The sequence below is a fragment of the Halopseudomonas salina genome (assembly GCF_014637955.1).
Taxonomy (GTDB): Bacteria; Pseudomonadota; Gammaproteobacteria; order Pseudomonadales; family Pseudomonadaceae; genus Halopseudomonas; species Halopseudomonas salina.
In genome coordinates this window covers 534,552-557,750 of record NZ_BMFF01000001.1, presented here as the reverse complement: position 1 = coordinate 557,750, position 23,199 = coordinate 534,552, and the positions used below count along the sequence as shown (strand labels likewise).

Here is a 23,199-nt window from a genome sequence, read left to right as displayed (position 1 = left end):
ATTATGGATATCAACACTTTGCGCGGTATTGCCACCATCCTAGCGATGCTGGCGTTTATCGGTATCACCGTATGGGCCTACAGCTCCTACAAGAAAAAGGATTTCGACGAGGCAGCCCTGCTGCCCTTCGCCGACGAGCCTGATGAAGCCGAAAAGCCTTATAACGAAAAAAAGCCCAGTGAGAAGAACGACGCTAGGAGTAGCAAGCAATGAGTAATTTCTGGAGCGGATACATCATTGTCCTCACCCTGATCATGCTGGGCCTTACGTTGTGGCTGATGTTCGCCACACGCAAGGGCCAGCGACCGGAGGAGACGGAAGAAACGCTCGGCCACTCGTTCGATGGCATCGAGGAGTATGACAACCCCCTGCCCCGGTGGTGGTTCATGCTGTTCCTGGCGACGATCGTGTTCAGCGTTATCTATCTGATTCTCTATCCTGGTCTGGGTAAGTTTCCCGGAGTGCTGGGCTGGACCCAGGTAGGTCAGTACGAAGAGGAAGTTGCCGACGCCCGCGAACAGTTTGCTCCGATCTTTGCAAACTATGCGGACATGACTGTAGAGCAGGTCGCTCAGGACCAGGACGCACTGCGAATCGGTCAGCGGTTGTACGCCATCAACTGCTCGGTATGTCATGGCTCGGATGCGCGCGGCGCATACGGCTTTCCGAACCTGACTGATAACGAGTGGATCTGGGGCGGTACGCCGGACCAGATCAGAACCACTCTGAACCAGGGACGGCAGGCTGCAATGCCCGCCTGGTTAGCGATCATCGGCGATGATGGTGTACGCAGCACAGCCGCTTATGTACGCGAAATGGCAGGTCTGGAGACGGACGGCGTTGACACCACCCTGGGTGCACAGGTGTTCAATACCAATTGCGTGGCCTGTCATGGTCCTGAAGGCAAGGGCAACGCATTGATTGGCTCACCAAACCTCACAGATGATGTCTGGTTGTATGGCTCCAGCATGCTGCAGATTCAGCAGACCCTGCGTTATGGCCGTAACGGTAATATGCCTTCCCAGGCCCACCTGGGTGAGGACAAGATCCACATGCTTACCGCTTATGTTTACAGCCTCTCCCAGGGTGATAACGAAGCCGAGCAGTAACAGAAAAAGCGCCTGCCGCGACGCCCTGTCGCATGGCGCAACCTGACCGGCCACACTACTCTTGCGTGGCCTAGTAAGACAGTCCCGGCCGGATTACCGGCCGGGCCCTTCCTGCACAGACCAGGACAGATTCCCATGAGCAAAAAGATCCCCGTCAAGAACGTCACCCCGGGTGATGCTCAAGCCGTTGAGTTGTACGCCAAGCGCGAGAAGATCCACCCGCGCTCCTATACAGGCCTGTTTCACAAGATACGCCTGCTGGGTGTCGGTTTTCTTTTCCTGCTCTACTTCGGTACCGCGTGGCTGCAATGGGGTGATCGCCAGGCAGTGCTGTTCGATCTGCCAGCACGCCAGTTCCACGTCTTCAGTGCTACCTTTCAGCCGGAAGACTTCTTCCTGCTGTCCTTTTTGCTGATTATCTGTGCCTTCGGTCTGTTCTTCATCACCGTCTTTGCCGGTCGCGTGTGGTGCGGGTACACCTGCCCGCAAACCGTCTGGACCTGGATTTTCATGTGGGCCGAAAAGGTCACCGAGGGTGAACGCAACGCGCGGATCAAGCTCGACAAGGCGCCGATGGACGCGAACAAGCTAGCGAGGCGTAGTGCCAAACATAGCATCTGGCTTGTGGTATCACTGGTTACCGCTCTAACCTTCGTGGGCTATTTCACCCCGATTCGCCAGCTGGTACCGGATACCTTTACCCTTGATATCGATGGCTGGACGCTGTTCTGGGTCTTCTTCTTCACCATGGCCACCTACATCAATGCTGGCTGGATGCGTGAACAGGTGTGCTTCTACATGTGCCCCTACGGCCGCTTCCAGAGTGTGATGTTCGACAAGGACACACTCATTATCGCCTATGATCCGCGGCGCGGCGAAGCACGTGGCGCGCGCAAGAAAGGCGTGGACCCGGCAGAGGAAGGTCTCGGTGACTGCATCGACTGCACCATGTGCGTCCAGGTCTGCCCGACGGGGATCGATATCCGTGACGGCCTGCAGTACGAGTGTATCGGCTGCGCCGCCTGCGTCGATGCCTGCGACGACATCATGGACAAGATGGATTACCCGCGCGGCCTGATCAGTTACACCACTGAGCACAACCTCAGCGGCGAGAAGACGCATATGCTGCGCCCTCGCCTGCTCGGTTACGGCGCGCTACTGGTAATCATGATGGGCCTGTTCGCAGCAACCGTCACCAGCCTGTCGAAAGTATCGCTAGACGTTGCGCGGGACCGGAACGTGCTGTTCCGCGAAGCCAATGGTGGCAATATAGAAAACGTTTACATCATCCGCATATTCAACAAGAGCCAGGAACCTCGCAGCTTCATGCTGTCCGTCGAAGGTCACCCCGAATTGCGCATGAATTTGCAGGCCGATCGCTTGAGCCTTGACGCCAACGAGCACCTGCAGCTGCCAGTCAACGTGCAGCTCGATCCACAATTCATGAGCAGCACCAATATGCCCGTTGAATTCAGGATCACCGCGGTAGACGACCCGGACATTACAGCCGAAGCGGAAAGCCGTTTCATGGGCCCCAGACTCAGGTAACACACTATGCAAGATGATATTGACATCGCACCCTGGTATAAACAGTTCTGGCCGTGGTTTTTGATCGGCATCCTGGTCTTCGCGGTCGTGATCGGACTGGGATTGCTGTTCATCTCCATTGCATACCAGGACAGTATGGTGCGCGACAACTACTACAAGGAAGGTCGTGCGATAAACATGCATCTTGGCCGGGACAAGATGGCCAGCGATCTTGATTTGGCCGCTTCTTTCACCATCGACGAGATGACCGGCGAAGTCAGCCTGACACTGACAGGCGATCTTCCGTCACAGCCGTCGGCCCTGCAGTTCGACCTGATTTCGCCCTCCCACGCTGACCGCGACAGGGTAATCGTGCTCAACAGAGTCGCCGAGAATGCATACGCAGGCCAGATGCCCGAGCGTATCGAGGGTCGGCATTATGTTGACCTGAGTGACCCTGCGCGCCCCGGCGAGGCCGGCTGGAGATTGACTGACGAGGTCTTTCTGGCCAGCGACCGCACTTATCAGCTCGACACTAAATGATCCATGGCCGAGCCCTGCTACCACTGCGGTGAACCGGTACCTGCCGGTTCACACTGGCAATGCCGCATTCTGGGCGAAACGCGTCCGATGTGTTGTCCAGGCTGCCAGGCAGTGGCCGAGGCGATAGTGGCTGGCGGGCTGGATTCCTACTATCGGCACCGCACCGAAATCTCGGCCAACCCCCAGGCACTGCCCCAGGCGGTTCAGGAGGAGCTCGAGCTTCTTGACCGGCCGGACGTGCAGGCACGCTATGTGCAAACTGATGGCTCCGAACAGCAAATTCAGCTACTGATTGATGGGATCAGTTGTGCGGCCTGCGGCTGGTTGATCGAAAAGCGGCTGATCCAGTTGCCTGGCGTGACTGACGCGACCTTGAATCTGGGCAACCACCGACTGACCCTGCGCTGGGACGCCTCACAGGCCCGGCTTTCCACCCTCCTTGCCGAAATCAAACGTATTGGCTATGCCGCCCAGCCGTGGGAGCAGGACAAGGCAAGCGAGCAGATTGCGGCCGAAAACCGCCGTTATTTGCGACGCCTGGGCCTCGCCGGCCTGATGTTCATGCAAGTCATGATGGCCACCATGGCGCTGTACGAAGAGTTCAATCAGGATCTGACCGAAGACATGGCCATCATCCTTCGCTGGGTGAGCCTTCTGATGACAACACCTGTGGTCTTCTACAGCTGCGTGCCCTTCTTCCAGGGGGCGTGGCGGGACCTTAACAACCGTCGCCTGAGCATGGACGTATCTGTGTCCCTGGCTATCGGCGGCGCCTACCTGGCCGGCATATGGGCCACGGTCACCAATACCGGAGAGATCTATTTCGACTCGGTTACCATGTTTGCGTTTTTCCTGCTGGCCGGTCGCTATCTTGAGCGCCGCGCCAGGCAACGTACGGTAGAAAGCACCGCCCGATTGGTGAGCCTGCTACCGCCCAGCGCAGTGCGCATTGACGGTGCGGGCCAGCCAGAGCGCATCATGCTCGATGAGGTCCGTCCTGGGGATCTGCTTGATGTGCGTCCCGGCGAGAGCATTCCAGCTGATGGCGTTATTGTCGATGGCATCAGCAGCATCGACGAGTCGGCGCTCTCAGGCGAATACATGCCGCTGGCTAAAAGACAGGGCGACAACGTTACCGCCGGAACCCTCAATGTGGAAAGCCCCCTGCGCATCCGTGTTGACGCAGTCGGCGACAAGACCCGGCTATCGGCTATTGTCCAACTACTCGAGCGCGCCCAATCCGACAAGCCCCGGCTGGGTCGCCTGGCCGATCAGGTGGCACAATACTTCCTGCTCGTGGTGCTGAGCGCCGCCGTCATTGTTGGCGGTTTGTGGTGGTGGACTGTCAATGGCGAAACAGCTTTCTGGATTGTGCTCGCCATGTTGGTGGCTACCTGCCCATGCGCACTATCACTGGCCACTCCGACCGCCCTGACCACAGCGACGGGTAGCCTTCAGAAGCTCGGGTTATTGATCACCCGTGGTCACGTACTGGAAGGCCTCACTCGTATTGATACCGTTGTGCTCGACAAGACCGGGACCCTGACCGAAGGGCGCATGACGCTGGAGCGCGTCGAGCCGTTCCCCGGGGAGATGACCGAGCAGGTCCTGGAGCTGGCCCAGCGCCTCGAAGCCCGTTCCGAACACCCAATAGCCCGCGCCTTTGGCCGCACGACTGGTCAGGCAGATTCCATTGTCAGCCATCCCGGCCGAGGCCTGGAAGGCCGTTGTGACGGAAGGTTACTGCGTATCGGCAAGCCCGACTATGTGGCCGAGATCAGCAACAAGACCGCCCCTGCTCTACCTGATCAGCCAGGCCAGTGGCTATTACTCGGCGATACAAACGGCCCCCTGGGCTGGTTTGTTCTCAACGACCGGGTACGACATGACGCGGCCCAGCTTATCCGCAGTCTGCTCGATCGCAGAATGCGCGTGATACTGCTGTCGGGCGACTATCCCCACGTAGTGGATGCGATGGCCGAGCGGCTGGGCATCCCCGAGGCTATCGGCAATGCCAGCCCCGCCGACAAGCTGGCTTTTGTGCAGCAATTGCAAGCTAATGGCGCGCGGCTGCTGATGCTTGGCGATGGCGTCAACGATGTACCGGTACTGGCCAGTGCCGATATATCCATTGCCATGGGTGAAGCATCAGACCTGGCCAAGACCAGTGCCGACGCCGTGTTGCTCAGCAGCCAGTTGGGTGTGCTGCTGCGCTCAATGGACATGGCTAGCCGCACCCGCCGTATCATGCTGCAAAACCTGTTCTGGGCCAGTGCCTACAATGCCAGCATATTGCCACTGGCCGCGCTGGGCATGGTGACGCCGGCGTGGGCAGCCATCGGCATGTCGGCAAGCTCGCTGCTGGTTGTTCTCAACGCCTTACGCCTTACCCGAATCAAGTCGTTGCCGACAGTCCGGACGCCAGAGCCGGACATGCAGGAGTCCGTGGCATGACCGTACTCTATATTCTGATTCCAATCGCTGTGGTGCTGGTCATCGTTGCCATCTGGGTATTTACCTGGGCGGTCAATACCGGCCAGTACGACGACCTGGACGGGCCGGCGCACAGCATCCTGTTCGACGATGAGGATCCGGCTCACCTGGAAGCCCGCAAGCAGGTTCAGGAGCCGGAGGAGCACGAAACACCAACCCGGGAGCAGAACCAGATGCAAAACCGGGACGACCCATCGGAGCCACGTTCTTGACCGCTGAATTACTACCCCTGTTCCTGACGGCCCTGGCCCTGGGCCTGCTTGGCGGTGGCCATTGCATCGGCATGTGCGGCGGACTGATGGGCGCGCTGACCATGAGCATACCGGCTCAGCAACGCAAGGGTTGGACCCTGTGGCGAATTCTGCTGGGCTACAATATGGGCCGCATCATCAGCTATGCGGCTGCGGGTGCGCTGGTGGGGAGTCTTGGCTGGTTGGCACAGGATCTTGGGCTGGGTATGGCTCTGCGCACCATTGCCGGTCTGCTGATGATCGCCATGGGACTCTATCTGGCCAACTGGTGGTCCGGCCTGACTCGCATAGAACACGTTGGCCGCGGTCTATGGCGGCATATCGAGCCACACGCCCGCAAGCTCCTGCCGGTAAGCACAGCGCCGCGGGCATTGGCCCTCGGCACCCTGTGGGGCTGGTTGCCCTGTGGCCTCGTATATAGCACCCTGATCTGGGCGAGCAGCCATGGTAATGGCTTGCTCTCGGCTGCGCTGATGCTGACATTTGGCCTGGGTACCTTACCTACCCTTCTGGCTACCGGCCTTATGGCTGAGCGCATGTTGGCTGTCCTGCGTAATCGCAGTGTGCGTGTTACCGCCGCAATACTGGTAATCCTTTTCGGCGTCTGGACGCTACCCGGCCCCCACAAGGCCTGGTTGATGGGGCATATGAATCAACCGACCTCCTCCCAGGAAGCATCTGAGACCGATATGCACCATCACTGAGATACGACTACAAACAGCAGGCTCACTGATTTGCATCTCGAAGCATGGAACAAGCCGCATCCATGATGTAACCTTGCGTGACAGTTCCTGGCCAATCAGGTAGTGATATGAGTAATTCCATCCGCCTTCGTCCCCTTCCTGAAGCACACTGCAACGACTGCACCTTGTCCGGCATGTGCCTGCCCCTGGCGTTACAGACCGAGGAGCTGAACATCCTTGACGAGATCGTCAAACGTGGAAGGCCGCTGAAGAAAGGCGAACTGCTGTTTCGACAGGGCGACCCTTTTACCTCCATTTATGCATTGCGCTCCGGTGCGCTGAAGACCTTCAGCGTTTCCGATACCGGCGATGAACAGATTACCGGCTTCCACCTGGCCAGTGAAATGATCGGGCTGTCCGGCATGGATGATCAGCAATACCCCGTTTCCGCAGTTGCGCTGGAGACAACTTCAGTCTGCGAGATCCCATTCGAAAAGCTCGATGATCTGACCGCCGTCATGCCCCAGTTGCGCAAACAGGTCATGCGGATCATGAGCAGGGAAATACGTGAAGATCAGCAGATGATGCTGCTGTTATCCAAGAAGACGGCCGATGAGCGGATAGCGACTCTGTTGATCAATATGTCAGCCCGTTTTCGCGCCCGCGGCTATTCGGCACGTGCCTTTCGCCTGGCCATGTCGCGTAACGAGATTGGCAACTACCTGGGCCTGGCGGTCGAAACGGTGTCCCGGGTCTTCACCCGTTTTCAGCAACAGGGACTGATCGCCGCAGAAGGCAAGAATATCGAAATTCTCGAACATACCGAGCTCTGCGCGCTTGCTGGCGGCGACCGCGAGTAAGCTATGAATCAGGATAAACCGCATGATTTTTGACGAATACACCATCAAGTCCCTGGTGCGCCCGGTTCCGGACTTCCCGAAAGCAGGCGTAACCTTCCGCGACATTACACCCCTGTACCGCTCGCCCAAGGCAATGCGTATGGTCGCTGATAGCCTTATTCAGCGTTACGTGGAATCCCCCGTCACCCACATTGGCGCCATTGATGCGCGGGGCTTCCTGTTGGGTGCGGTTATCGCCTACGAGCTTAACAAGCCATTGATCCTGTTTCGCAAAGTCGGCAAGTTGCCCGGTGATACACTGAAAGATACCTACGCTACCGAATACAGCAAGGCCGAGCTGGAGATCCAGAGTGATTCGTTTGCAGGGGGTGAGCAGGTGCTGCTGCTAGACGATCTGATCGCTACCGGTGGCACCTTCCTGGCGGCCGCCCGACTGGTCAAACAGCTAGGCGCCTCCGTATACGAAGCCGCCGCGATAATTGACCTCCCTGATCTGGGCGGCTCACGCAAGATGCAGGATGCGGACATTCCTACCTACAGCCTGTGCGCGTTTGCCGATAACGAGTAGATAGCAATTCCCGATTGCTTACATTGACCTGAGGCGGTTTGCCCTCCGCGACCACGTGTGCAGAATCAACATGAAAAACAGTCTCGAGTTACAACACTCCTGGCGTCAGCGTCTGGGCGCCTGGATTGCGCAAAACCGTATACAGAACATCATCATGGCGCTGATTCTGGTCAACGCTGTGGTGCTGGGGCTGGAGACCTCGGACTACATGATGCAGCACTGGGGCCGGCCGCTGAGAACCGTCGACACCGTCATTCTGAGCATTTTCGTTATCGAAATCGCGCTGCGTTTTGTTGCCCACGGCTGGCGCCTGCTGCGCGATCCCTGGGGCTTGTTCGATACCTTGGTGATTCTGATCGCGCTGGTTCCGGCCAGCGGACCTCTGGCCGTATTGCGCGCCTTGCGCGTGTTGCGGGTTTTGCGTCTTATAACCGTCGTGCCAAGCATGAAAATTGTGGTGCAGTCATTACTCACCTCCCTGCCCGGCCTGGGTAGCATTGTTGCGCTGCTCGGCCTGATCTTTTATGTAGCCGGTGTTATTGCCACGCAACTGTTCGGGGATGCCTTCCCGGAGTGGTTCGGTACCCTCGGTGCAAGCCTCTACACCCTCTTCCAGATCATGACGCTGGAAAGCTGGTCGATGGGCATAGTGCGACCAGTGATGGAGGTACATCCCTACGCCTGGCTGTATTTTATTCCCTTCATTCTGATCGCTACATTCATGATGCTGAATCTGTTCATCGCCGTGATAGTCGATGCCATACAGACCCAGCGTGAACTGATTGCTGCCAGTAAAATGGCCAAGGAAGGCAAGACACTAACGCCTAATCACGTTGAGGATCCCCATCACAGCTCACTATCGGGCACCAACCAGCAGCTCCTGATGCAGGAAGTTCAGGAGATGCGGGCAGAACTGAAAGAGCTGCGTGTGCTGTTGCGGGAACGTTGATGGGATGGGCCGCCAGCATTTCTGGACCCCAGGGTCCAGTTTGCTTATGATCAGCCAACAATAAAAATCGATATGTCTGCCTTGATAGCCAGGCACTACGATACCGCTGTTCAAGGAGCGCTTGGCATGGTCAGTCCCGTGTTGCCACAAGATACCCGCCTGCTACTGATCGATGACCACCACATTTATCTGGACGGCCTGACACTGACATTGCAGAACCTGTGTCCGGGCGTAACTCTAGACCACGCCCACACTGGCGCAGAAGCCGAGAGACAGGTACGGGCCAACGCCTATGACCTGGTACTGCTGGACCTGCAGCTACCGGACAGCAGCGGCCTCGCTCTACTGCAGAAACTACACAAGCTTGACTCTCTGGTGCCTATTGCGATTCTGACCGCCAGCAACAGCCCCAGTGACCTTGATGCCGCCATGCACCTCGGTGCTGCGGGCTTTATCAGCAAGACGGCCGACGGTGCCATGCTTCTTGAGGCCGTCACCCGGCTGCTGTTCGGTGAGCAAGTGGTGATCGGCAACGGGACCCAACCGCTGGACCGCCAAGGTTCGGCCAGAGAGGTTGGCGTTACCCCCCGGCAGCTTGAAATCCTTGATCTGCTGGCCGAAGGACTGCCTAACAAGGTGATCTGCCAGCGCCTGAACCTGTCAGAAGACACCGTCAAGACACATCTCAAGGCCCTGTTCAACACGCTTGGCTGTCACAATCGTACCGAGTGCGTCAGCACAGCCCGTAAGCTCGGTCTGGTCAGTTTCTAGGACCACCATCGGGCTGAGCTGGCTGGAGTAATTGCTGAATCGCTCGTCTTAGCCGCGCTGGCAATACCGGCTTGTTGATCACCTCGATATCAGAGAGTCTCGCCTGCTCGTTAACTTCGTCACTGGTGTCTGCAGTAACCAGTAGTGCCGGCCCGTTGTGGCCATGGGACGCGCGAAGCGCACGTATGAGTGCTATGCCATCACGTGCACCTTCCAGCCGGTAATCACTGATCAGCAGGTCCAGACTCTCTGGCTCTATATTTTCCAGCGCCTCTTCGGCGCTGCTATAGCTGGTGATTTCGCACCCCCACTGACGGAGCAGGGTTTCCATTGCCTCCTGATTGATAAGATCGTTTTCAACCAGTGCAATTCGTCCGCCGAGTTTTTCTTGCAAACTCCGACTTGGCGTAACGACGGTCTCCACCCAGTCGCCGGTCGGTACCTCGATCCAGAAATTAGCGCCTTCGTCGGGCGCAGACCGCAGTCCCGAGGGATACTCCAGCAGATGAATCAGCTGGCGGCATATCGACAGACCCAGGCCTACTCCCTTTTCCAGGGTACGTGCAGGATTGCGCAACTGGGTAAACTCCTCGAAGATCCGGTCCTGCTCGGCTTCGGTCATTCCCCGGCCGTTGTCTACCACCGCCAGACGTATGCGGTCCTCGACACGAAACACCTGGATCTTCACCTCGGTAGCTTCGGAATGCAGCAATGCATTATTGAGAAAGTTGCGCACCAGTCTCTCCAATAACAGGGGGTCACTGGTCACAGCAATGCGCGGTGGGCATTCAAGGTCGATCACCACTCCCCGCTCCTCGGCACTCACCTCAAGGGTACCCAGGATCCGCTGTAACCAGGGATAGAGGTTGAACTCACGCAATTGCGGCCTGACCATGCCGACACTCAAGCGGGAAATATCCAGAAGAGAGTTGAGCATTGCCTGAAGCAGATGCGTCGAGTCGGCCAGACGCTTGACCGTTAGTCTTACCGGAGGGTCGCTGATGCGTTCATCCAGATGCTGAATGAACAACGACATCGCATGCAGAGGTTGACGTAGGTCATGACTGGCGGTGGCAAGGAATCGCGTCTTGCCCTGGCTTTCCCGTTCAGCCCTGGTTCTGGCAGCATCCAGCAGTCGCTCATTGAGAAAGGCGCTACGCATCATGTATTCGTATATGTAGGCGCCCAGACTGCCGATCAACGTAAAGCAGGTCAGAAACAGCGCATTGCCAATGATGAGGGTGCGCCCACTGCCGACCATGTATTCGCCCCACAGGTATCCAATCACGATGGCCCAGCAGGAGACCACCGCATGCCGGGCCGGCAGCCCTAATAGAAAGAACCCCGAGAGCAGCACCAGATACAGCCCGTCGTGTGTCACCGGCACGCTCAACTGGGCAAGACGGCTCACACCGATGATCATGGCGACCATCCACCCTGCACAGACCAGACCCACCGAGGCAACGATAAAGGCATTGCGTGTTGGCACCCGGCCAGGCCGGTTGGAATACCAGAGGCAGAACATCACAACCAGAATCATGAATAGCCTGACCGGCACCGTGTAGTAATGAACGTATTCAGGCAGATAGGCGAAGTCTATCCAGATAAAAATCAGCATGAAGCCAATGCTGGAAAAACCCACCAGCCAGACCCGCCTGCACATTTTTTCATGAAGATAAGCCTGGAACGCGGGCTCGAACTGCTTGCTGAACCGCAGTCCGGCGAAGCGTCGCTGTTGAGCAAGCAGCGCGGGCTCGTCGATGGGTGCAGCGGGGGAAGTTATCGGGTCGGAAGCCATATTGTTATCCGTTATGTGGCACTACTTGATGTCATTTTTATATCATTGTGCGATATAGGGACAAGATGAATAACTAAATCATTTTAAAAACAATACATTACTTTGAACTTTTGCAGCTATGCTGCAAATAGGAACATGATCTGAAGGTGAATTTGTGACAGCAAGCCTTACTCTGACACATGAATGTATCACCCCGGCCGAGCAACCTCCGAGCCTCGGCAACACCATCAATATTCTGGCCCTGTCATCACCCGGCCTGTTACGAGAAGCAGTAATCCGGCCGACGCTGAATTACCTTGGTATCGCTTCGCGTGCGGCCGAGAATCTGCTTTTGGGTACCTTGCTGGCTACTACATCCCTACCCGCCCACAAACAGGCACAGGGCGGGATAGGCCCTTATGGCATATGTACTCAATTACACACCCGGATCTGGGATGACTATCTGGCGAGCAATCCCGACCAGGCAAGCCTTATCCGCGGCCTCGCCAGCCAGCGTTGCTTTCTGCACAACCCCCATGCCGAGCTCGGCTACAATTTCGCGTATGCCACTGCAATTGCCTGGTTGATCTATCATCAGCAACTGACTGAGCTGGAGGATGACATGGATATTGATGAGCTCGCACTTATCTGGGAGACCCGATACCCGCACCGCGGAGCTCTCAGTAGTGACTTTTTGGCGAGTTGGAACCGGGTTCGTGATGAAGAGTCTCTAGCCTTGGTCTGACTGCCCCACGCAGGTAATCCACGCCATCTCGTGCTGATCAATAACACACCATCAGGTATCAGCACGCAGGTTGACCCTGATGCGCCCGCCGCTCATTGTAGGTTGCCTTACAAGGCACATCAGGAGTTCGTCATGCCCCAATCAGACGCTATCAATCGCCAGATACTACTTGCTTCACGTCCGGTCGGCGCCCCAGGCCCGGACAATTTCAAACTGATTGAAAGTCCCGTACCTCGTCCTGCAGCAGGACAAATGCTGCTTCGGGCCCTGTGGATGTCACTGGACCCCTATATGCGTGGTCGGATGAGCGATGCGAAATCCTATGCCGACCCTGTTCCCGTGGGCGGTGTAATGACCTGCGCCTCGGTCTGCCGGGTTCAGGAGTCCAATCTTGATGGATATGCCAAAGGTGACCTGGTCATGTCTTTTACCGCCGGCTGGCAGGATTATTCTGTCTCTGACGGCGCCATGGTTTTCAAGCTTGATCCGAATATGCAAAACCCATCCCAGGCGCTTGGTGTACTGGGCATGCCCGGCTTCACCGGGTATATGGGGCTGATGGACATCGGACGGCCAAAAAAGGGTGAAACTGTAGTCGTTGCGGCGGCCACCGGGCCGGTTGGCACCGTTGTTGGCCAGGTGGCAAAGCTTCAGGGTTGCCGCGTGGTGGGTATTGCCGGGGGCGCCGAGAAGTGTGCCTACGCTGTGGACGAGCTCGGCTTTGATGCCTGCCTTGACCACAAGCAGAACAATCTCAATGACGAGTTGGCCAAGGCATGCCCGGACGGCATCGATGTGTACTTCGAAAATGTCGGAGGCAAGGTCTTTGACGCGGTGATGCCGCTGCTCAATGCCCATGCGCGCGTTCCCGTTTGCGGTCTGATCGCTCAGTACAATGCAACCGAAGCGCCCAGTGGGCCAGACCGGATGCCGCAACTGATGCGCCTGCTGCTCAGCCAACGGATTCGCATGCAGGGCTTCATCATCTTCGATAACTACGGTCCACATTTCCCCGAATTTCTCCGGGTAATGACACCCTGGGTTGCCGAAGGCAAGGTGCGCGTCCGTGAAGATCAGGTTGAAGGTCTGGAAAACGCGCCGCAAGCGTTCATGGGTCTGCTTGAGGGCAAGAACTTCGGCAAGCTGGTGGTCAAGATTGCTGATAAGTAAAACAGAAAACTGAGCACAGCCTTGGCGAGCGGGCCGGGAGTCATTACCCTGTAGCCAGGCTCGCCAGGAAACAACCATGACCCCCGCAACCAAAGCGCTGGACAAAGCCGGTATCGATTACCGGCTGCACCGCTACGACCATGATCCTGCAGCACAATCCTACGGTACAGAAGCCGCTGACAAGCTAGGCTTGGATCCCGCGCGGGTGTTCAAAACGCTCCTGGCCAGCGCCGAAACAGGGGAGCTACTGGTTGCAGTGGTGCCCGTCACTGGCAGTCTGGACCTGAAAGCCCTGGCTGGCGCCGCGGGAGTAAAGAAAACCGCCATGGCCGATCCCGCGGCAGCTCAACGCAGTACCGGCTACCTGCTTGGTGGAATCAGCCCGCTGGGCCAGAAGAAACGCCTGCGGACCTTTATCGACAACAGTGCAGAGCAATGGCCTACTGTGTACGTCAGTGGTGGCCGTCGCGGCCTTGAGATCGAACTTGCCGCGCAGCATCTGACCTTGCAGACCCAGGCGAAGGTCTGTCCGATTGCCCGCTTGGCGGGCGCAGCGGACAGCCACCCCACACAATCATAACAACCGCACAAGAACGGGAGCACCGCATTCATGGGTCAGCTTATCCTCGCCATCGACCAGGGCACCACGAGCAGCAGAGCAATCATTTTCAATGCTCAGGGCCAGCCTGAAACAGTCGTCCAGACCGAGTTCAAACAATATTTCCCGCAGGATGGCTGGGTTGAACATGACGGCGAGGAAATCTGGTCGAGCACCCTGGATGTCTGTCGCCAGGTGCTGAAAAAGGCCGGCTTGCAAGCACAGGATATCAGCGCCATTGGCATTACCAACCAACGCGAAACAACCCTGCTATGGGACGCTGAGAGCGGAGAGCTGTTATACCATGCGATCGTCTGGCAGGACCGGCGCACCGCCGATTTTTGTCACGCTCTCAAGCAAGCCGGTCACGAACCCATGGTGACCGAGCGCACCGGCCTGATCATCGACCCCTACTTTTCTGGCACCAAATTGCGCTGGCTGCTGGACAATGTCGAGGGAGCCCGTGATCGCGCGCAGGCGGGCAAGCTACGCTTTGGCACCGTCGACAGTTTCCTCCTCTGGCGCCTGACTGGCGGTAAGGTACATCGCACCGATGCCAGTAATGCATCGCGCACACTGATGTTCAATATCCATACCCAGCAATGGGATGCAGACATACTCGCGCTGCTGGACATTCCCGCCAGCCTGCTGCCAGAGGTAATGGATTGCGCGGCAGATTTCGGACACACCGATGCCAATTTGCTGGGCGCCAGCATTCCAGTCGCAGGCATGGCCGGTGACCAGCAAGCAGCATTGATCGGCCAGGCCTGCTTTGAACCGGGCATGGTCAAGAGCACCTATGGCACAGGCTGCTTTATGGTCATGAATACCGGCAATGTGCCGGTAACCTCCCGCAACCGGTTGCTGACAACAGTTGGCTATCGTATCCAGGGGAAAACCACCTACGCCCTGGAGGGCAGTATCTTTGTCGCGGGCGCAGCCGTGCAGTGGCTGCGCGATGGTCTGAAACTGATACAGCATGCCGGCGAGACGGAGGCGATGGCAGAGGAGACCGGTGACCAGTGCGGGGTCTATCTTGTACCGGCATTCACAGGATTGGGAGCCCCCTATTGGGACCCGAAGGCACGCGGCGCGATATTCGGTCTGACGCGCGATACCGGTATTGCGGAGATCGTTACCGCAGGCTTGCAGTCAGTATGCTTCCAGACACGCGACCTGCTTGACGCGATGACTGCCGACGGCGCCAACAGCACGGCAGCTTTACGGGTCGACGGTGGAATGGTGGTAAACAACTGGGTAATCCAGGCACTGTCCAATATTCTGGGTGTTCCTGTGGACAGGCCGCGCGTGACCGAGACGACTGCGCTAGGGGTAGCCTACCTCGCGGGTTTACAGATAGGCCTTTACCAGAATCTCGAGGAAATCGCCGAGCACTGGCAATGCGAACGGGCCTTCACCCCTGCCATGCCGGAAGCCAAACGCAATGAGCTTTATCGCGGCTGGCTGGATGCTATCAGGCGAGTTCGCGATTAGCACCGAGGCACCAATAAGGGCAACTCAGCTCAGAGCTCCCCTTTGCCATTGTTGGTGCCGGTCAGTGTCAGCTCGCCGGTGTGATCGCCGTCCGATTCCGATCTGTTCGGATTGTCTGAAGGGTGCCTGTCAACAAACCCATGATGTTCACGCGCGTCAGCGAACAGACTCCAGGCAGAGATGAACAGGGCCGCGATCATCGGCCCAATGACAAAACCGTTGATGCCAACCAACACCAGCCCGCCAATGGTCGAGATCAGGATCACGTAGTCCGGCAACTTGACGCTCTTGCCTACCAGAATGGGACGCAACAGATTATCCGCCAGCCCTATCACTATCACGCCGTAGGCAGTGAGTATCAGCGCCGGTACAAACTCCCCTGAAGCAAGATAGTAGATGGCCACAGGCCCCCAGATCAGGCCCGCGCCAACCGCTGGCAGAAGCGAAAGCACAGCCATGACAGCACCCCAGAGCAGTGCTCCTTCAAGACCCAGGATCCAGAAAATGACACCACCCAGCGCGCCCTGAACGAGCGCTACCAGCACGTTGCCCTTCACAGTGGCACGCACCACGGCGGTAAACCGGGCCAGAAGATGCTGCTTGTAGGGATCACCCAGGGGGATCGCCCTGCGCACCTCTTCAGCCAGGCGGGGACCGTCGCGCAGGAGAAAGAACAGCAGGTAGAGCATGACGAAGAAGCTGATTACAAACTGAAAGGTACCCTGACCAAGACTGAACATCCGGCTCGCAATTTGCTGCCCACCGCCCTCACCCATTTTAGAGAGCTGCTCCTGAACATTGGAAAAATCGGTCAGCCCGAAACGCGCCAGCAGATTCTGCAGGACCTGGGGCAAAGCGTTGACAACCTGCTCAAAATAGCTCGCCAGGTCCATATCGCCGGAACTGACCCGCTCATAAAGGTCCCTGCCCTCCTGTACCAGCATGCCGGTCAGAAGACCAACCGGAAGTATGACCATGAGCAGTATGATCAACACCGACAATAGCGCTGCCAGGGTTCGTCTTCCGTGAAACAGTTGCGCCAGGCATCGCTGCATTGGCCGGAACAGGATTGCCAGAATCGTCGCCCAGAATACCGCGCTGTAGAAAGGCAACAGCAGCCATACGAAAGCAACAGACACCAGTGCCAACAGCACAATAAAACTCTTCTCTTCCATTCTGGCATTGCGCATGGGTGTTCCGTCCTTTGCACTGGGGAGACTGGGTTCAGCCTATGAGAACGCAATTTAGCCACTGTGTTCCATCGCCTTCCACAAGAAAAACCAATCAGTGCGGTAACCCAGGGCCATGACCTACACTATAGGCAAATCACCGTACTGCGCCGCCGCGCGCCAGAGTTTTCGCTCACCGATACAAGCAGGACGGTCCATGAGTTATTTCCAGCGAATTTATCGCACGCTCAATCCAGCAAGAAAACCCGATCTGGAGCTCGCCTTCCGACACAATGCCGAGCACCTGCCGACCCTCTGGCTTATCGGCAAGACCGGAGCCGGCAAGTCGACCCTGATCCAGGCCGTCACCGGGCTTAGTGACATAGAGGTGGGACGGGGGTTTCGGCCCTGCACCAAGACAGCTACCCGTTATGACTTTCCTGCCACCACCCCGGTGCTTACTTTCATCGACACCCGCGGCCTCGCGGAAGCCGGCTACGACCCCACAGAGGACATCAAAGCCTGCGAAGGCAACAGCCACGCGCTGGTCGTCGTTATGCGCGCAGACGATCCGGAGCAGTCGGAGTTATTGGCAGCGCTGAAGCAGATCAGGCAATCGGGCAGAATCCGTAATGCATTGCTGGTGCATACCGGAATCGACCTGCTCGAAAACACCCGAGAAAGAGACAAATGCATAGCGCTCAATCAGGGCAATGTCGAGAAAGTCTGGGGTGAAATCGAGAGCGCCCCGGTGGATCTTGTCGGCCGGGACGGCCAACCGATCGGTATGGACGGTCTGGTCGAGAAACTCGCGCAGTTTCTGCCCATCGTTGCCGAACTGTTTGAGCAACGGGACAAGCAGTCGGCCGAGGAAGCCAACTTCCGCAAACTGAAAACCGAAATCATGTGGTACGCCGGCGCCGCCGGGGCGACCAACGCGGTACCCATCGTGGGTCTGGTTTCAGTGCCAGCGATACAGACCAAGATGTTGCACAGCCTTGCCAATCAGTACGGCCTGGAATGGAACAAACGTCTGCTGACCGAGCTGGGGAGCACCCTGGGGATGGGGTTCGGCGTGCAATATGCCTCCCGCCTGGGGCTACAACAGCTGATCAAGCTGATACCCGTGTATGGTCAGACCATAGGCGCCGCCTCCGCCGCCGTTACCAGCTATGGCGTGACTTACGCCCTGGGCCGCGTGGGCTGTATCTATTTCTTCAACAAGGCTTGCGGCAAGACCACCTCACCCGAGGAACTCAAGGCAACCTACCGCAAGGCCTTCGAACACATCATGCCAGTGGCCAGAGATGAAGCTGAAAACAACCTTTAACGCCTGGCGCGCGGCAGTCAGTTTTTCCGACCGGCTTAAGCCGTTCATGCTGATCGTCATACTGCCTCCGCTGTTGCTGCTCGCATGCTTCGGGCTGTACGCCATCATTCGCTACAACTACATTCTGACGTTTGTCGGGTTGCTGGGCCTTCTTACCCTGGCAGCGATGCTGCCGGTGATATTCCTGCGCAGGCGCAGAAATAAGGCTCCGCCGCCCGTTGATGACGCCCTTGTAGAGGCCATGGAAACCCCCGACTACTGGACGCCCCGGGACCGCCAGGCTCAATTGGCAGTGCTGCCGATGGTAAGCGAGTTGGCTGCGACCAATCCAAGCTGGCGCTCCATGTATGATGTCTCGCTGGTACTGGCCCAGGGCGTGGCCACCCACTACGGGCAAGGCAAGCGGCACGCTGAATGGGCATTCTCCCCGGTGGCCCTGCTGGCGATTGCCGAGCGACTCACGCAACGCTACCGACGCACGCTGAAGGAAAACGTGCCTGGCATAGACCACCTGAAAATTTCCCACATGTTCTGGCTCGAAGAGAAAAGCGACCAGTTTGCCCCGGCATTGAAACTGGTCAGCATCTACCGCAAGGTCCGTCTGCTCACTCCCGAAGGCCTGCTCGCCGAGCTGGGTAGCCAGGCCATCGGCCAGTCATTCGAGGGCCTGAGTGACGAGATGCAGCTTAAACTCAAGCGTCTACTGTTACTCGAGGTACTGCGCGCGGCGATCGATCTGTATGGCGGACATTTCCGCTTCGAAGATGACGAACTGACAGTCAGCGCCACCACATTGAAAGACGATACCCGCACCGCGGAAAAACCCGAACCCATCCGTATCTGCCTGCTTGGCCAGGTTGGTGCCGGCAAATCATCGGTGATCAACGCATTGACCGAAGGCTGGAACGCAGAAACCAGCGCCCTGCCTTCCACTGACCGCGGCCTGGTGTATGAGTGCAAGGTCGACGGCATTCCCTTTCTAAGACTGCTCGATCTGCCGGGGCTGAATGGCGACCCTAAAGTCGAGAAAATACTTTTCGAAGAGATGGTGCAATCTGACATGGTGCTCTGGGTGCTCCGCGCCAACCAGCCCGCACGCAAGCTGGACCAGGTATTCGGCGACCACTTTCGGGCCTGGGAGAGCAAGCACCTTCATCGTCAGGCGCCTACCATCATTGGTCTGCTCAATCAGGTCGACCGTCTGGGTAATCCCAACGACTGGGATCCGCCCTACGAGCTATCCGGTGAAAGCGATAAGGAAGCACTGATTCGTGAAGCTCTTGCGTTCAACAAGGAAGTGCTGGGCCTAGAGGATATTATTCCCCTTTGCGTGTCGCCTGACCGCGAGCAATACAACGTCGAGGCCCTGCGTGATTTGTTGAAGGCAAAGTATGGCAAGGCGCTGAACGTGCAGCTCAATCGTCGTAGGCGAGAAACCAGCGGCTTCTCTGCCGCACGGGAATGGAAGCGTATGCGCAAGGCGGCGGGGGCCGTTTTGTCCTTGATGAACAAGGACAAGGAGCGATAGCACCCTGTCTAATCACTGCCGAACAGATCCCGCGTATAGACCTTGTGTGCAACGTCCTCCAGCTCCGGCGCGCGACGGTTGGCAATAATCACGCAGCTTTTGCGCTTGAAGGTTTCAAGGTCCTTGATCACCGGCGAGTTAAAGAACATCTCCTGCTCCATCGCCGGCTCATAAACGAGAACCGGAATGCCTTTGGCCTTGATACGCTTCATCACACCCTGAACCGCAGACGCCCGAAAGTTGTCGGACCCTGACTTCATCACCAATCGGTAAATACCCACTGCCTTGGGGTTGCGCCTGATAATAGAATCGGCAATGAAATCCTTGCGGGTGCGATTTGCCTCCACAATGGCATGAATCATGTTACTGGGCACATTCTGGTAGTTGGCCAACAGCTGTCTGGTGTCCTTGGGCAGGCAGTAGCCGCCGTAACCGAAGCTCGGATTGTTGTAGTGGTTGCCTATACGGGGGTCCAGACAAACGCCATCAATAATCTGACGGGTATCCAGATCATGGGTTTCGGCGTAGGTGTCCAGCTCGTTGAAAAAAGCAATGCGCATGGCCAGGTAGGTATTGGCAAACAGTTTTATCGCCTCGGCTTCTGTGGAGTCGGTCAACAGAACCGGAATGTCCTGTTTGATTGCTCCCTGCTGCATGAGGCGGGCAAAGGTTCGCGCCCTCTCGCACTGTGCACCCACCACGATACGCGGCGGGTAGAGATTGTCGAGCAGGGCTTTGCCTTCACGCAGAAACTCGGGAGAAAAAACGATGTTGCGCGAGCCGGTAGCCTCACGCAGCGCACGCGTGTAACCCACGGGCACGGTGGACTTGATCACGATGGTAGCGTCGGGATTAATCGTCATCACATCGCCAATCACCGCCCCGACGCTACGCGTATCAAAACAGTTGGTCGCTGGATCGTAATCGGTTGGGGTGGCGATGATCACAAAATCAGCCCTCCGCAGAGCCAGCATCTTGTCGGTCGTCGCGCGCAGATCAAGCGGTCTGTTCTGAAGATAGGCTTCAATTTCCGCATCATTGATTGGAGACAGCCGGTCATTTATCAGATCGACCTTCTCCTGCACGATGTCCAGGGCCAGCACCTCATTGTGCTGGGCCAGCAATACCGCATTCGAAAGCCCAACGTAGCCCGTCCCGACCACAGCGATTTTCATGCGACCTGCCCCCCCGTTGATCGGCAGCGCCGTAACGCTTCTCGACTACTACTCAGGGTTATATCGGGCAGTTGTTACACTCAATGGTCGGTTTTCCTTCTCAACTCGGGGGCCGCCAGTACGGACCTTTCGTACGCTCCCGCTCCAAGCCAATCGACCCGTGACCCAAGACTGAAGCCTTCTAGATACTTATATATCTTATTCACTAATACGATTGACAATGATTATCATCAATCTTTAGAATCCGCGCGTGCTAACCGCAGACATCTCCTTCGCGGTCTGAGCCAAAAAATTCATAACCAACATCAGGAAAATGAGATGACGCCAACACCCTTATTCAAACGTCAGAACCTCGCCCTGGCAGTGGCAGTTGCACTGCTACCCCTCAGCGCTACTGCCCAGACACAAGACGTCCTGCGGATGCCGTCGATGGAGGTAGTAGGTTCTGAACAGGACGCCATCTCCAAACAATCCGGCGCTGTAGTGATTATCGACCGGGAACAGATCGAACGGATTCAACCCAAATCAACCGAGGACGTGTTGCGCAGGATCCCCGGTATACACGTTAAAACAGAAGAAGAGTCGGCCGTCGTCAGCAACGTCGGTATCCGCGGCCTGTCGGCCAGCGAAGCCAAATCACTGATTCTCGAAGATGGTGTACCGGTAGCTCCGGGTCTGTTCATCGGCAACGACCGCTATTACAACCCGCGTATTCAGCGCATGGAGGACATCGAGGTGCTAAAGGGTTCATCCTCTCTGCGTTATGGCCCTTCGACAATCGGCGGCGTGATCAACTACAAGACCAAAACTCCTGACGACGGCGTATCCGTTTCCGGCCGTGTGGGCTCTTTCAACACCCGCGAAACAACCCTCGAGGCTGGTGGACGCTCCATCTCGGGCGACGCTTTTGGTGGCGTGGTCGCTACCCATGCCCGTAGCGACGGCTTCATGGACAAAGACTATGAAATGACTGATCTGATGTTCAAGGCTGGCGTTGCCATGAGCGACACTCAGAGTCTGGGCATGAAATTCTCCTGGTACGAGAATGATGCGAATATTTCCTACCGTGGATTGCTGCTGGAAGATTACCGTGCGGGTCGTACCTACAATCCGGCACCGGACGATTATTACCTGACTGATCGCAAGGCTTTCGACATCAACCACGAATGGCATCTAAACGATCGGGCAACCCTCCAGACACTGGCCTACTGGAGCGAAGTGACCCGCGACTACTGGCGCTACAGCGTCGATAACGCAGCTTCCAATGCTGCCGGACGTTGGGTTTATACCGACAGTCTGACCGGCAACAACCGCACCTTCGAGCGTTTCGGTGTGGAATCACGCCTCTCCCTGGACCACGACCTGTTTGGCTGGATCAACGAAGCTGAATTCGGCCTGCGGCTGATGAAAGAGGAATCCGACGATAAGCGAATTCGTGCGACTCGTGCTCAGGACCGTACCGGCACCAACGATCGCCATATCGAAGATTCGGCAGAGAGCATCGCCGGCTATGTTCAAAACCGCATCATCTTGTCCAACCGACTGACCGTCACCCCGGGTCTGCGAATCGAATCCTATGAACAGACTCGCAAGGTACTGACACAGAACAACGAGTCGGCTGACACTAGAAACACCGAGTTCCTTCCTGGCATTGGCGCAACCTTCCAGTTGGTACCCGAAGCACAGCTGTATGGTGGTGTATACAAGGCATTCTCCCCTGCCTCCAACGGTGTAGCACTGGACGGCCTGACTGACCAGAAGCTCGATGGTGAGCGCTCGATAAACTATGAGCTGGGAGTGCGCGGCGCCTCGGGCCCAATGGACTACGAGCTTACCGGCTTTTACATGGACTTCGATAATCAGGTGGTCACCGGCAACAGTGATCCGAATCTCTCGCAATCCAATGCTGGGGAAACCCGCCACTATGGCCTGGAAGCCGCATTCGGATATGAACTGGGCATGGGCTTCGCCATTGACTCGAACGTAACCTGGGTACCGGTTTCCGAGTTCAAGACCGGTGACAACAAGGGAAATCGTTTGCCCTACGCACCCAAATATCTGGCCAACGTTGCACTGATGCACACCCACGGCAAGTTCTCGAATGCGTTGCTGGCCCACTATCAAAGCTCGCAATATGGTGACGCTACCAACCTAAAGGACATCCCCGCCGATGCTGCTGGCGGAATCTGGGGCGGCGAAATGAGCTCCTACACCGTCTATGATCTGACCAGCCAGTACCAGGTCAGCAAGAATCTGCGCCTGGAAGGCGCGGTAAAGAATCTGACCGACAAGCGGTACATCACAGGCTTGCGCCAGGGTATCTATGTAGGTCCGGAGCGCTCGTTTGAAGTTGGCTTCAACTACAACTTCTGATCAGCAGGAGGCTTGTCCGGAGCGGATGGTTGTCGCCATCGGCTCCGGTTTACAAGGATCACAGGCCCGCGCAATGCGGGCCTTGT

Annotated in this window: 21 protein-coding genes; 18 read left to right on the top strand and 3 right to left on the bottom strand. The window is 57.1% G+C overall.

Features of this window, described 5'->3' with window-relative positions; all coding sequences use genetic code 11:
• The first annotated feature begins 3 nt into the window (after positions 1–3).
• The 11 genes from IEV54_RS02755 (at position 4) to IEV54_RS02705 (ending at position 9,754) form a co-directional block, all read left to right on the top strand.
• The gene (locus tag IEV54_RS02755; RefSeq protein ID WP_150277347.1) at positions 4–213 is read left to right on the top strand and encodes a cbb3-type cytochrome oxidase subunit 3; all 210 of its coding nucleotides are present in this window, start codon (positions 4–6) and stop codon (positions 211–213) included.
• On the top strand, positions 210–1,109 hold the full coding sequence (gene ccoP, locus IEV54_RS02750; protein WP_150277348.1) for a cytochrome-c oxidase, cbb3-type subunit III: 900 nt from the start codon (positions 210–212) through the stop codon (positions 1,107–1,109). Before IEV54_RS02755 ends, ccoP begins: the two co-directional genes overlap by 4 nt.
• Before the next feature lie 135 nt (positions 1,110–1,244).
• Complete coding sequence (gene ccoG / locus IEV54_RS02745) at positions 1,245–2,657, top strand: cytochrome c oxidase accessory protein CcoG (protein WP_150277349.1); 1,413 nt, start codon at positions 1,245–1,247, stop codon at positions 2,655–2,657.
• A 6-nt stretch (positions 2,658–2,663) separates the two neighbouring features.
• Positions 2,664–3,179: a FixH family protein gene (locus tag IEV54_RS02740; RefSeq protein WP_150277350.1), complete on the top strand. Its 516-nt coding sequence runs from the start codon at positions 2,664–2,666 to the stop codon at positions 3,177–3,179.
• A gap of 3 nt (positions 3,180–3,182) precedes the next feature.
• Positions 3,183–5,633, top strand: coding sequence for a heavy metal translocating P-type ATPase (locus IEV54_RS02735; RefSeq protein WP_150277351.1), 2,451 nt, complete (start codon positions 3,183–3,185; stop codon positions 5,631–5,633).
• Positions 5,630–5,884 carry a cbb3-type cytochrome oxidase assembly protein CcoS gene (gene ccoS, locus IEV54_RS02730; RefSeq protein WP_150277352.1) on the top strand — a complete coding sequence of 85 codons (255 nt, stop codon included), beginning with the start codon at positions 5,630–5,632 and terminating at the stop codon, positions 5,882–5,884. Before IEV54_RS02735 ends, ccoS begins: the two co-directional genes overlap by 4 nt.
• Positions 5,881–6,627 carry a sulfite exporter TauE/SafE family protein gene (locus IEV54_RS02725; RefSeq protein ID WP_223825423.1) on the top strand — a complete coding sequence of 249 codons (747 nt, stop codon included), beginning with the start codon at positions 5,881–5,883 and terminating at the stop codon, positions 6,625–6,627. The genes ccoS and IEV54_RS02725 overlap by 4 nt, the downstream gene beginning before the upstream one ends.
• Positions 6,628–6,734: 107 nt before the next feature.
• Positions 6,735–7,466: a fumarate/nitrate reduction transcriptional regulator Fnr gene (gene fnr, locus IEV54_RS02720; RefSeq protein WP_150277353.1), complete on the top strand. Its 732-nt coding sequence runs from the start codon at positions 6,735–6,737 to the stop codon at positions 7,464–7,466.
• Positions 7,467–7,488: 22 nt separating this feature from the next.
• A complete protein-coding gene (locus tag IEV54_RS02715; RefSeq protein WP_150277354.1) occupies positions 7,489–8,034 on the top strand; it encodes an adenine phosphoribosyltransferase in 546 nt (181 codons plus the stop codon).
• 70 nt (positions 8,035–8,104) lie between these two features.
• The gene (locus IEV54_RS02710) at positions 8,105–8,983 is read left to right on the top strand and encodes an ion transporter (protein ID WP_150277355.1); all 879 of its coding nucleotides are present in this window, start codon (positions 8,105–8,107) and stop codon (positions 8,981–8,983) included.
• A 126-nt stretch (positions 8,984–9,109) separates the two neighbouring features.
• The gene (locus tag IEV54_RS02705) at positions 9,110–9,754 is read left to right on the top strand and encodes a response regulator transcription factor (RefSeq protein ID WP_150277356.1); all 645 of its coding nucleotides are present in this window, start codon (positions 9,110–9,112) and stop codon (positions 9,752–9,754) included.
• Here the strand turns inward: IEV54_RS02705 and IEV54_RS02700 are convergent.
• Positions 9,744–11,552: a hybrid sensor histidine kinase/response regulator gene (locus tag IEV54_RS02700; protein ID WP_150277357.1), complete on the bottom strand. Its 1,809-nt coding sequence runs from the start codon at positions 11,550–11,552 to the stop codon at positions 9,744–9,746. The genes IEV54_RS02705 and IEV54_RS02700 overlap by 11 nt on opposite strands.
• Positions 11,553–11,706: 154 nt before the next feature.
• Here IEV54_RS02700 and IEV54_RS02695 point away from each other — a divergent pair, with 154 nt between their 5' ends.
• The 4 genes from IEV54_RS02695 to glpK all read left to right on the top strand — a co-directional run bounded on the left by IEV54_RS02695 (position 11,707) and on the right by glpK (position 15,538).
• A complete protein-coding gene (locus IEV54_RS02695) occupies positions 11,707–12,276 on the top strand; it encodes a hypothetical protein (RefSeq protein WP_150277358.1) in 570 nt (189 codons plus the stop codon).
• 132 nt (positions 12,277–12,408) lie between these two features.
• A complete protein-coding gene (gene curA / locus IEV54_RS02690; protein ID WP_150277359.1) occupies positions 12,409–13,446 on the top strand; it encodes an NADPH-dependent curcumin/dihydrocurcumin reductase in 1,038 nt (345 codons plus the stop codon).
• Between the two features lie 76 nt (positions 13,447–13,522).
• Positions 13,523–14,026, top strand: coding sequence for a Cys-tRNA(Pro) deacylase (gene ybaK / locus IEV54_RS02685; protein WP_150277360.1), 504 nt, complete (start codon positions 13,523–13,525; stop codon positions 14,024–14,026).
• Positions 14,027–14,056: 30 nt separating this feature from the next.
• A complete protein-coding gene (gene glpK / locus IEV54_RS02680) occupies positions 14,057–15,538 on the top strand; it encodes a glycerol kinase GlpK (RefSeq protein ID WP_150277361.1) in 1,482 nt (493 codons plus the stop codon).
• A gap of 29 nt (positions 15,539–15,567) precedes the next feature.
• Here the strand turns inward: glpK and IEV54_RS02675 are convergent, their stop codons facing one another.
• Positions 15,568–16,728 (bottom strand): AI-2E family transporter, encoded by a 1,161-nt coding sequence (locus tag IEV54_RS02675; protein ID WP_150277362.1) that lies wholly within the window; start codon positions 16,726–16,728, stop codon positions 15,568–15,570.
• A gap of 196 nt (positions 16,729–16,924) precedes the next feature.
• Here IEV54_RS02675 and IEV54_RS02670 point away from each other — a divergent pair, with 196 nt between their 5' ends.
• Together IEV54_RS02670 and IEV54_RS02665 are read left to right on the top strand one after the other, a co-directional pair.
• The gene (locus tag IEV54_RS02670; RefSeq protein ID WP_150277363.1) at positions 16,925–18,037 is read left to right on the top strand and encodes a YcjF family protein; all 1,113 of its coding nucleotides are present in this window, start codon (positions 16,925–16,927) and stop codon (positions 18,035–18,037) included.
• Positions 18,015–19,565: a GTPase family protein gene (locus tag IEV54_RS02665; RefSeq protein WP_150277364.1), complete on the top strand. Its 1,551-nt coding sequence runs from the start codon at positions 18,015–18,017 to the stop codon at positions 19,563–19,565. The genes IEV54_RS02670 and IEV54_RS02665 overlap by 23 nt, the downstream gene beginning before the upstream one ends.
• Before the next feature lie 8 nt (positions 19,566–19,573).
• On the opposite strand, the gene IEV54_RS02660 is transcribed toward IEV54_RS02665, so the two are convergent.
• Complete coding sequence (locus IEV54_RS02660; protein WP_150277365.1) at positions 19,574–20,740, bottom strand: nucleotide sugar dehydrogenase; 1,167 nt, start codon at positions 20,738–20,740, stop codon at positions 19,574–19,576.
• Positions 20,741–21,058: 318 nt separating this feature from the next.
• Here IEV54_RS02660 and IEV54_RS02655 point away from each other — a divergent pair, with 318 nt between their 5' ends.
• Positions 21,059–23,113, top strand: coding sequence for a TonB-dependent receptor family protein (locus tag IEV54_RS02655; RefSeq protein ID WP_150277366.1), 2,055 nt, complete (start codon positions 21,059–21,061; stop codon positions 23,111–23,113).
• The last annotated feature ends 86 nt before the right edge of the window (positions 23,114–23,199 follow it).

What these genes read in the sequence shown, in the direction of transcription:
- IEV54_RS02755 (WP_150277347.1), top strand. Translation starts at nt 4, where the DNA reads ATGGATATCAACACTTTGCGCGGTATTGCCACCATCCTAGCGATGCTG.
- ccoP (WP_150277348.1), top strand. Translation starts at nt 210, where the DNA reads ATGAGTAATTTCTGGAGCGGATACATCATTGTCCTCACCCTGATCATG.
- ccoG (WP_150277349.1), top strand. Translation starts at nt 1,245, where the DNA reads ATGAGCAAAAAGATCCCCGTCAAGAACGTCACCCCGGGTGATGCTCAA.
- IEV54_RS02740 (WP_150277350.1), top strand. Translation starts at nt 2,664, where the DNA reads ATGCAAGATGATATTGACATCGCACCCTGGTATAAACAGTTCTGGCCG.
- IEV54_RS02735 (WP_150277351.1), top strand. Translation starts at nt 3,183, where the DNA reads ATGGCCGAGCCCTGCTACCACTGCGGTGAACCGGTACCTGCCGGTTCA.
- ccoS (WP_150277352.1), top strand. Translation starts at nt 5,630, where the DNA reads ATGACCGTACTCTATATTCTGATTCCAATCGCTGTGGTGCTGGTCATC.
- fnr (WP_150277353.1), top strand. Translation starts at nt 6,735, where the DNA reads ATGAGTAATTCCATCCGCCTTCGTCCCCTTCCTGAAGCACACTGCAAC.
- IEV54_RS02715 (WP_150277354.1), top strand. Translation starts at nt 7,489, where the DNA reads ATGATTTTTGACGAATACACCATCAAGTCCCTGGTGCGCCCGGTTCCG.
- IEV54_RS02710 (WP_150277355.1), top strand. Translation starts at nt 8,105, where the DNA reads ATGAAAAACAGTCTCGAGTTACAACACTCCTGGCGTCAGCGTCTGGGC.
- IEV54_RS02705 (WP_150277356.1), top strand. Translation starts at nt 9,110, where the DNA reads ATGGTCAGTCCCGTGTTGCCACAAGATACCCGCCTGCTACTGATCGAT.
- IEV54_RS02700 (WP_150277357.1), bottom strand. Translation starts at nt 11,552, where the DNA reads ATGGCTTCCGACCCGATAACTTCCCCCGCTGCACCCATCGACGAGCCC.
- curA (WP_150277359.1), top strand. Translation starts at nt 12,409, where the DNA reads ATGCCCCAATCAGACGCTATCAATCGCCAGATACTACTTGCTTCACGT.
- ybaK (WP_150277360.1), top strand. Translation starts at nt 13,523, where the DNA reads ATGACCCCCGCAACCAAAGCGCTGGACAAAGCCGGTATCGATTACCGG.
- glpK (WP_150277361.1), top strand. Translation starts at nt 14,057, where the DNA reads ATGGGTCAGCTTATCCTCGCCATCGACCAGGGCACCACGAGCAGCAGA.
- IEV54_RS02675 (WP_150277362.1), bottom strand. Translation starts at nt 16,728, where the DNA reads ATGCGCAATGCCAGAATGGAAGAGAAGAGTTTTATTGTGCTGTTGGCA.
- IEV54_RS02670 (WP_150277363.1), top strand. Translation starts at nt 16,925, where the DNA reads ATGAGTTATTTCCAGCGAATTTATCGCACGCTCAATCCAGCAAGAAAA.
- IEV54_RS02665 (WP_150277364.1), top strand. Translation starts at nt 18,015, where the DNA reads ATGAAGCTGAAAACAACCTTTAACGCCTGGCGCGCGGCAGTCAGTTTT.
- IEV54_RS02660 (WP_150277365.1), bottom strand. Translation starts at nt 20,740, where the DNA reads ATGAAAATCGCTGTGGTCGGGACGGGCTACGTTGGGCTTTCGAATGCG.
- IEV54_RS02655 (WP_150277366.1), top strand. Translation starts at nt 21,059, where the DNA reads ATGACGCCAACACCCTTATTCAAACGTCAGAACCTCGCCCTGGCAGTG.